At 72.2% G+C, this 7,952-nt stretch carries 8 protein-coding genes and 1 pseudogene; 1 reads left to right on the top strand and 8 read right to left on the bottom strand.

Translation table 11 applies throughout. From position 1 onward, the window contains the following. The 8 genes and pseudogenes from CCO04_RS21385 to CCO04_RS21350 form a co-directional block, all read right to left on the bottom strand. Positions 1–128: pseudogene (locus CCO04_RS21385) on the bottom strand (pyridoxal 5'-phosphate synthase lyase subunit PdxS); the annotation flags it as partial. Positions 129–159: 31 nt separating this feature from the next. Continuing rightward, entirely contained in the window at positions 160–822 is a 663-nt protein-coding gene (gene pgsA / locus CCO04_RS21380) for a phosphatidylinositol phosphate synthase (RefSeq protein WP_215816197.1), read from the bottom strand. Between the two features lie 36 nt (positions 823–858). Then, positions 859–1,347 (bottom strand): HIT domain-containing protein, encoded by a 489-nt coding sequence (locus tag CCO04_RS21375; RefSeq protein WP_215816203.1) that lies wholly within the window; start codon positions 1,345–1,347, stop codon positions 859–861. Between the two features lie 41 nt (positions 1,348–1,388). Next, entirely contained in the window at positions 1,389–2,114 is a 726-nt protein-coding gene (locus tag CCO04_RS29520) for a TetR/AcrR family transcriptional regulator (protein ID WP_215816196.1), read from the bottom strand. 37 nt (positions 2,115–2,151) lie between these two features. Continuing rightward, positions 2,152–3,150, bottom strand: coding sequence for a hypothetical protein (locus tag CCO04_RS21365; protein WP_308281423.1), 999 nt, complete (start codon positions 3,148–3,150; stop codon positions 2,152–2,154). A gap of 3 nt (positions 3,151–3,153) precedes the next feature. Then, positions 3,154–5,136 (bottom strand): threonine--tRNA ligase, encoded by a 1,983-nt coding sequence (gene thrS / locus CCO04_RS21360; protein ID WP_215816195.1) that lies wholly within the window; start codon positions 5,134–5,136, stop codon positions 3,154–3,156. Between the two features lie 123 nt (positions 5,137–5,259). Beyond that, the gene (locus CCO04_RS21355; protein ID WP_215816194.1) at positions 5,260–5,883 is read right to left on the bottom strand and encodes a DUF4232 domain-containing protein; all 624 of its coding nucleotides are present in this window, start codon (positions 5,881–5,883) and stop codon (positions 5,260–5,262) included. A 41-nt stretch (positions 5,884–5,924) separates the two neighbouring features. Beyond that, positions 5,925–6,671 (bottom strand): helix-turn-helix transcriptional regulator, encoded by a 747-nt coding sequence (locus tag CCO04_RS21350; protein ID WP_215816193.1) that lies wholly within the window; start codon positions 6,669–6,671, stop codon positions 5,925–5,927. 53 nt (positions 6,672–6,724) lie between these two features. On the opposite strand from CCO04_RS21350, the gene CCO04_RS21345 reads away from it, so the two are divergent. Then, positions 6,725–7,909 (top strand): MFS transporter, encoded by a 1,185-nt coding sequence (locus CCO04_RS21345; RefSeq protein ID WP_215816192.1) that lies wholly within the window; start codon positions 6,725–6,727, stop codon positions 7,907–7,909. Positions 7,910–7,952 lie beyond the last annotated feature (43 nt).

Genomic DNA, 7,952 nt, shown 5'->3' with positions numbered 1-7,952 from the left:
ACCGCGCCGGCGTCCTCGGCGATCTTGGCCTGCTCGGGGGTGACCACGTCCATGATCACACCCCCCTTGAGCATCTCGGCCATGCCGCGCTTGACCCGGGTGGTGCCGTGCTCCTGCTGCTCGCTCATGGCCCTGAGTCTAGGGCCTCCCGAACGGTGTTCAGGAATCGGTCTCGCCCTCGGGGGACGCCGCCGCGGCGGCATCGAGGGCGAGCGCCTGCCGGCGTACCTTCAGGACCCGGAAGATCACCGTGTACGTGCTGGCCGCGGCGAGCGCCCAGAGCGTGACGTGCATGAGGATCGGCAGGTCCAGGAGCGCCCCCAGACCGGTCATCACGAGGATCGAGACGAGGCGGTCGGCGCGCTCGGCGATGCCGCCCTTGGCGTCCATGCCGAGCGACTCGGCGCGGGCCCGGGCGTACGACGTGACCGAGCCCATCACCAGGCACCACAGGGTCACGCACAGGTAGAGGTAGCTGTCGCCCTGGTTCGCGCCGGTGCCGGCGAAGTAGAGGGCGAGACCGCCGAAGATCGCGCCGTCGCCGATCCGGTCGAGCGTGGAGTCCCAGAACGCGCCGAACTTGGAGACCCGGCCCATCTCGCGGGCCATCCGACCGTCGATCAGGTCGCTGAAGACGAAGGCGGTGATGAACAGGACGCCGATGAGGAGCTCACCGCGCGGGAAGAAGATCAGCGCGCCGGCGCTGACGCCGAGCGTGCCGACCAGCGTCACCGCGTCGGGGCTGATCCCCAGCCGGATGAACAGCCGCACGAACGGGTGCAGGATCGTGCCCGCCCAGAACTCCTTGAAGCGTTCCAACACGGGTCAGGAACCTACTCGATGGTCCCGACAGCGGCCCTATCGCCAGGCGGCGGCGAGGAGGTCACGGGTCTCGCCGAGCAGCTGGGGCAGCGTCTTGGTCCCGCCGATCACCGTCATGAAGTTGGCGTCGCCGGACCAGCGCGGCACGACGTGCTGGTGCAGGTGACCCGAGAGCGAGCCGCCGGCCGCTCCCCCGAGGTTGAGCCCGACGTTGAAGGCGTGGGGCTGGGAGACCTCGCGGATCGTGCGCAGCGCCGCCTTGGTCAGCGCGGTGACCTCGTCGGTCTCGGCGTCGTCGAGATCGAGGTAGTCGGCGACGTGGCGGTAGGGCAGCACCATCAGGTGCCCCGGGTTGTAGGGGTAGAGGTTGAGCACGACGTACGCCGTCTCGCCGCGCACCACGACCAGGTCGTCGTCGGTCGAGGTCGCGGGGTCCCGGGTGATCCGGCAGAACGGGCACGCCGGCCGGGGCTCGACGTGGGCGGGCCGGTCGGCCTCGCCCTCCTCACCGCGCACGTAGGCCATCCGGTGCGGCGTCCAGAGCCGCTCGAGGCCGTCGGGGGTGTTCACTCCTCACCTCCGGGCTGGAGCGCCTGGAGCAGGTCCGCGACGGGCAGGTCGGGCAGGTTGAGCCCGCGCGAGAGCGCCATGCCGTTGATCTGGAGCCAGATCGACTCGGCCAGGATGTTGATGCACGCCTCGATGCCGGGCTGGCGCAGGTCGCGCTCGAGCCAGCGCCGCACGGCCGCGAAGACCGCGCCGATCATGCCGAAGACCCACGGGTCGAGGGCGGCCTTGTCGTCCTCGCTCAGCTCGACGCCGAGCGCGGCGACGACGATCGCCATGATCCCCTCGATGCCCTCGGCGACCTGCTCGACGGCCTGGCCCAGCGGACTCGGGCCCCAGCCGGACAGGTCGCGCTCGGCGAACCAGTAGAGCGTCGGGTGCGCCTCGGCCCACCGCACGAAGCTGCCGACGATGCGGTGGATGATCTGGTCCGGCGTGCCGTCGTAGGACAGCGCGGGGAGCAGCTCGTTGCCGACGTTCTCGCAGATCTGGCGCTGCACGGCGCGGTCGAGGTCGGAGCGGTCCTCGAAGTGCCGGTAGATGACCGTGCGGCTCATGTTCGCCTCGTCGGCGACGGCCTGGACCTGGACGTCCTCGCCGGGCGCCTGGCTCTCCAGGACGGCGATCGCCGCGTCGATGATGACCTGGCGGCGCACCTGGTTGTGCTCCTGCCAGCGTCGGCGCCGTCCGTCGAGCACCTCGGGGGCGACGTCGTCCGAAGTCATTGGCAAACCCTCTCACGTCCTCCCGGCGACGCCGGGCTCAGGCGAAGCGGTGGAACCAGCGGCCGAGGTCGGCGGCGATCCCGTCACAGGTCACGTTCTGGTCGCGCTGCGCCTCGACCCACTGCCCCAGCACCGCGGGGCCGCCCTGGATCGACCAGTCGTCGCCGCAGCGGCGCAGGGCCTCGGCGCGCGAGGTCTGGCCGGCGGCCCGCCACTCGGGCACCCCGCCGAGGGTGAATTCCCCGACGACGGTGCGGTAGAGGTGGGGCGTGGAGTAGACGCCGATCCGGAAGCCCGCGTCGACGTAGCCGCGCGCGGCCCCCTCGATCACCGCGGCGTTGGCCGTGAGGTCGGTGCTCCACTCGAAGAGCGGCACCGGCTCGACGTCGATCCACACGATCGGGCTGACCAGGCCGACCTGGCCCATCGTGCCGACGTTGAAGCGGGCCTGCTGGTAGCCGACGTTGCGCAGCCGGCCGAGCTTGGTCGCCGCGTCGAAGGGTCCGTCGGCGCCGTACTCGTCGAGCTGGGCCTTGCTGGGATAGCTCGACACCGCGTAGACGGAGACGAGGACGTCGTTGTCCTTGACCCAGGCGACCTGGTCCTTCAGGCACGGGTTGGGCGTGAAGCCGGGGCCGTTGGTGAGCCCGAGGACGACGTACTGCGCGTCGGGCAGGGGCATCGGCAGTCCCTGGCCCTGCTTCTGGGGGATGCCCGTTCCCCGGGGGCACTGGGGCCAGCTCACGTCGCCGCCAAGGACGTTGCCGTCGCGCGGTGCGATGGTGCTGCCCGCGCCGCGCTCGGAGGCGAGGTCGCCGGCGCGCTCCTCGGCCATCTTGGCCAGGTCGCCGGCGTCGGTGCCCGGGTCGCCGGCGTCACCGCCGGGCAGCGCGCTGTCGGTGGTCTCGGCCACCGTGGGCGTGGGTGTCGGCGGGCGCGCGGGCGCCGCCGAGTCGTCCCCTCCGCCGCAGCCCGCCAGCACCGCCGTCGCGAGGACGGCGGCGCCGGCGAGCGCAGCGCGGCGCAAGGGGGTCACGCCCTAGACCTGCTCGTGGCTCGCCACGGCCGCCACGACGCGCTCGATCGCCTCGGCGATCGGGACGCCGTTGTCCTGGCGGCCATCGCGGTAGCGGAAGCTGACCGCGCCCTTGTCCACGTCCTCGCCACCGGCGATGAGCATGAACGGGATCTTCTGCAGCTGGGCGTTGCGGATCTTCTTCTGGAAGCGGTCGTCGGACTCGTCGACCTCGACCCGGATCCCCCGCGCCTTGAGCTGGTCGGTGATCTCGTAGAGGTAGTCGGTGAAGGTGTCCGCGACGGGGATCCCGACGACCTGCACCGGCGCGAGCCACGGAGGGAAGGCGCCGGCGTAGTGCTCGACGAGGACGCCGAGGAAGCGCTCGATCGAGCCGAACTTCGCCGAGTGGATCATCACCGGCTGCTGCTTGGAACCGTCGGGCGAGGTGTACTCCAGGCCGAAGCGCGCGGGCTGGTTGAAGTCGTACTGGACCGTGCCCATCTGCCAGGTGCGGCCGATGGCGTCCTTGGCCTGGACCGAGATCTTGGGGCCGTAGAACGCCGCGCCGCCCGGGTCGGGCACGAGGTCGAGCCCGGACTCGGTGGCGACCTGCTCGAGGACCGCGGTCGCGACCGCCCAGTCCTCGTCGCTGCCGACGAACTTGTCGGGCTTGGAGTCGTCGCGGGTCGAGAGCTCGAGGTAGAAGTCGTCGAGCCCGAAGTCGCGCAGCACGCTGAGCATGAAGTCCAGCAGGTGCTTGACCTCGGCCGGCGCCTGCTCGGGGGTGCAGTAGGAGTGCGAGTCGTCCTGGGCGAACCCGCGGACCCGGGTCAGGCCGTGGATGACGCCCGACTTCTCGTAGCGGTAGACGCTGCCGAACTCGAACAGGCGCAGCGGCAGCTCGCGGTAGGAGCGCCCGCGGCTGCTGAAGATCAGGTTGTGCATCGGGCAGTTCATCGCCTTGAGCTGGTAGTTCGCGCCCTCGAACTCCATCGGCGGGAACATCGTGTCGGCGTAGTACGGCAGGTGCCCCGAGGTGTGGAACACGCCGTCCTTGGTGATGTGCGGCGTACCGACGTAGGAGAAGCCCTCCTCGATGTGCCGGCGGCGGACGTAGTCCTCCATCTCGCGCTTGATCACGCCACCCTTGGGGTGGAAGACCGGCAGGCCCGAGCCGATCTCGTCGGGGAAGCTGAACAGGTCGAGCTCACGGCCCAGCTTGCGGTGGTCGCGGCGCTCGGCCTCCTCGAGCCGGTGCAGGTGCTCCTCGAGCGCCTCCTTGCTCGGCCAGGCGGTGCCGTAGATCCGCTGGAGCTGCTTGTTCTTCTCGTCGCCGCGCCAGTAGGCCGCGGCGCTGCGCATCAGCTTGAACGCCGGGATCCGCTTGGTGGTCGGCAGGTGCGGCCCGCGGCAGAGGTCCTTCCAGGCCACCTCGCCCTTGCGGTTGATGTTGTCGTAGATGGTCAGCTCGCCCGCGCCGACCTCGGCGCTCGCACCCTCGGCCGCGTCGGCGGCACTGCCCTTGAGGCCGATCAGCTCGAGCTTGTAGGGCTCGTCGGCCAGCTCGGCCTGCGCGTCCTCGTCGGTGGTGACCCGGCGCTCGAAGCGCTGGTTCTCCTTGATGATCTTGCGCATCGCGGACTCGAGCTTGACCAGGTCCTCGGGCACGAACGGGGTCTCGACGTCGAAGTCGTAGTAGAAGCCGTCCTGGATCGGCGGGCCGATGCCGAGCTTGGCGTCGGGGAAGACCTGCTGCACGGCCTGGGCGAGCACGTGCGCGGTCGAGTGGCGCAGGATGTCGAGCCCGTCGGGGCTGTCGATCGCGACCCCCTCGACCTCGTCACCGTCGGCGAGCTCGTAGGACAGGTCCTTGAGCTGGCCGCCGACGCGCGCGGCGATGACGTCGGCGTCGTCCCGGAACAGCTCCCAGGCCTTCGTGCCCGTGGTGACCGTCGAGTCCTGGCGCGCATCGGCAGACAGAACGGCGACCTTGATCTCGGACACGGAGGTGCTCCCTTGGGTGGGGTGGATGGGTACGGCCGGCCGGCCGCGTGTCGATCGTACCGAGCGGGCGACCGCCCGTGCGCGGGAGTAAGGGACCGGGCCGTCCGCGGCCGCCGGGATCGCTCAGGCCGCGTGGTACGGCTCGACCGACAGGAGCTCGATCGACCGGTTCACGCAGCCCGTCGTCGGGTGGGCGGCGTAGAGCGAGTGGGTCTCGTTGGGCGGGTAGATCCGCAGCCCGTCGACGGCCACCGGGTCGCAGTCGGCACGGGAGTAGTTCTCAGCCCGGGTCTCGCGCAGCACCTGCACGGCGGCCTCCCCCGGCTCGAGCGTCAGCGTCTCGACCTGGTCCTCGTCGACCCGCGTGGCGGGCGCGCCGATCTGGGTGCCGTCGCCGCCCCCCACGTAGGACACCCCGCCGAAGCCGCCCGTCGTGCAGGTCTGGTCGCTGCTGTTGGTCAGCACCACCTCGGTGTACTGCGAGCCGGCCGCTCCCCCGCCCTCGGCCGGGCGCACCAGCAGCGAGAGCTGGGCCGCCGTGCAGGCCTGGGGGCCGGCCGCCGACTCGCTCGCGCCGGCGCTCATCCGCTCGCTGCTGCCGCTGGCCGGGGTGCCGGAGCCGGGGGACGTCGTACCGCCTGCGGGGGTGGCGCCGTCCCCGCCGTCGTCGGTTCCGCAGGCGCTGACGACGAGGGCCAGGGTGCACGTCAGGCCCGCCAGCAGGGCGAGCCGGTAGGAGGACCTCATGTCTCACGACGGTAGCGCGTCCCCCGAGACGCCGTGCGGGTTCAGCCGTCCGCCGCGTAGGTACCGGGCGTGCTGCCGAACGTACGGCGGAAGACGTCGATGAACGCGCTCGCCGAGGACCAGCCGCACCGGTGCGCGACGGTGGTGACCGGGGTGCCCTCGGCGAGCAGCACGAGCGCGCGGTGCAGGCGCAGCTGGGTCCGCCACTGCGGGAACGTCATGCCCAGCTCGCTGCGGAAGAGCCGGGAGAGCGTGCGGTCGCTGGCGCCGACCGCGCGGCCGAGGCCCGCGAGCGTCCGGTCGTCGCCGGGGTCCGCCTGCAGGAGGTCGCAGACCGCGAGCAGCACCGGGTGCGCGGGCATCGGCAGGTGCAGGGGCTGCTGCGGCGAGACCCGGAGCTGGTCGAGGAGGACGGCGCGCAACCGCCGCCGCTCCGGGGTGTCGGCCTCGGCCTCCTGGGTGCAGGCCACGATCAGCTCGCGCAGCAGCGGCCCCACGCCGAGCACCGCGGGCGAGGTCAGGCCCAGCGGGTTGACCGTCGTCGGCAGGCCGAGGAAGTGCAGCTCGACGCGACCGTGGGCGCGGTGCGCGTGGACGGTGCCCGCGGGCACCCAGATCGCGCGGGTGGCGGGAGCGACCCAGGTGCCCCGGTCGGTGGTCACGGTGACGACGCCGCGGCCGGCGTACGCGATCTGGTGGTCGTCGTGCCGGTGCGCGTCGATCAGCCCGCCCGCCGCGAGCGAACGGGTCACGGTGGGGGCGATCGGGGTGTGGCGGATATCCGGCATCAGGTGGCAGAGTATCGGAAGCGGGCCACGCCCGGAGCGGCCGACGATGGAGCGTGAGATCCCCACGAACCATCGGCCTGCTCGCCCTCGGGCACGCGTGCGTCGACATCTACCAGGGCGCGGTCGCCGCGCTCGTCCCGTTCTTCATCGCCGAGCGCGACTACACCTACGCCGCGGCGTCGGGCATCGTGCTCGCCGCCTCACTGCTCTCCTCGATCGCGCAGCCGGTCTTCGGAGCCCTGACCGACCGGTGGGCCCTGCCCTGGCTCGTGCCGGTCAGCACCTTCGTCGGCGGCCTCGGCATCGCCCTCAGCGGCGTGAGCGGGTCGTACGCCCTCACGCTCGGGTTCGCGGCCGTGTCCGGCATCGGCGTGGCGGCGTACCACCCGGAGTCGGCGCGGCTGGCCCGGATCGCGAGTGCCGGCAGCCACCGCGCGATGGCGCTGTTCTCGACCGGCGGCAACATCGGCTTCGCCCTCGCGCCGCTGCTCGTCGCCGCCTTCGTGGCGACGGGCGGGCTGGCGCTGACGCCCTTCCTCGTGCTGCCCGCCCTGGCCGGCATCGCGGTGACGCTGCCCGTGCTCAGCACGCTGGCCCGGCGGCGCGCGGCCGGGAGCGAGGAGCACCTCCCCACCGGCCCGGACGACGTCGCCTCGTTCGTGCGCCTCTCCCTCGCCGTGGTCTTCCGCTCGATCGCCTTCGTCGGCCTCAGCACCTTCATCGCGCTGTACGCCGACCAGCGGATCGGCGGCGTCCCCGCAGCCGGCACCGTCGCCCTCTTCGTGCTCTACGCCGGCGGCATCGTCGGCTCCCTGGTCGGCGGCTCGCTGGCCCACCGCTGGGACCGGGTCACCGTGTCGCGGTGGTCCTACGGCCTCACCACGCTCGCGGTCGCCGGCGTCGTCGTGGTGCCGGGCCCACCGATGTACCTGTTCGTGGCGCTGACCTCGATCGGCCTCTACGTGCCGTTCTCGCTCCAGGTCACGCTCGGGCAGGACTACCTGCCCTCACGGGTCGGCACCGCCAGCGGCATCACGCTCGGCCTGACCGTCAGCATCGGCGGCCTCGCCAGCCCCGCCATCGGCGCGCTCGCCGACGCCACGAGCCTGCAGGTCGCGCTCGCCCCGCTCGCGCTGATGCCGCTGCTCACCTGGGCGCTCTACCGGACCCTGCACGATCCGGCGCCTCCGCCGCAGCCGGCCGCGCCGTCCGCCGAGCTCTTCCCCGCGGCGCCCTAGCGACCGGGCGCCGAGACGCATCAGGCCCCTGCTCCGCCGTACG

It is taken from the genome of Pimelobacter sp. 30-1 (genome assembly GCF_018831735.1).
GTDB lineage: Bacteria > Actinomycetota > Actinomycetes > Propionibacteriales > Nocardioidaceae > Nocardioides.
This window is presented reverse-complemented; position numbering and strand designations above follow the sequence as displayed.

What these genes read in the sequence shown, in the direction of transcription:
- CCO04_RS21375 (WP_215816203.1), bottom strand. Translation starts at nt 1,347, where the DNA reads ATGGCCTACGTGCGCGGTGAGGAGGGCGAGGCCGACCGGCCCGCCCAC.
- CCO04_RS21350 (WP_215816193.1), bottom strand. Translation starts at nt 6,671, where the DNA reads ATGCCGGATATCCGCCACACCCCGATCGCCCCCACCGTGACCCGTTCG.
- CCO04_RS21355 (WP_215816194.1), bottom strand. Translation starts at nt 5,883, where the DNA reads ATGAGGTCCTCCTACCGGCTCGCCCTGCTGGCGGGCCTGACGTGCACC.
- CCO04_RS29520 (WP_215816196.1), bottom strand. Translation starts at nt 2,114, where the DNA reads ATGACTTCGGACGACGTCGCCCCCGAGGTGCTCGACGGACGGCGCCGA.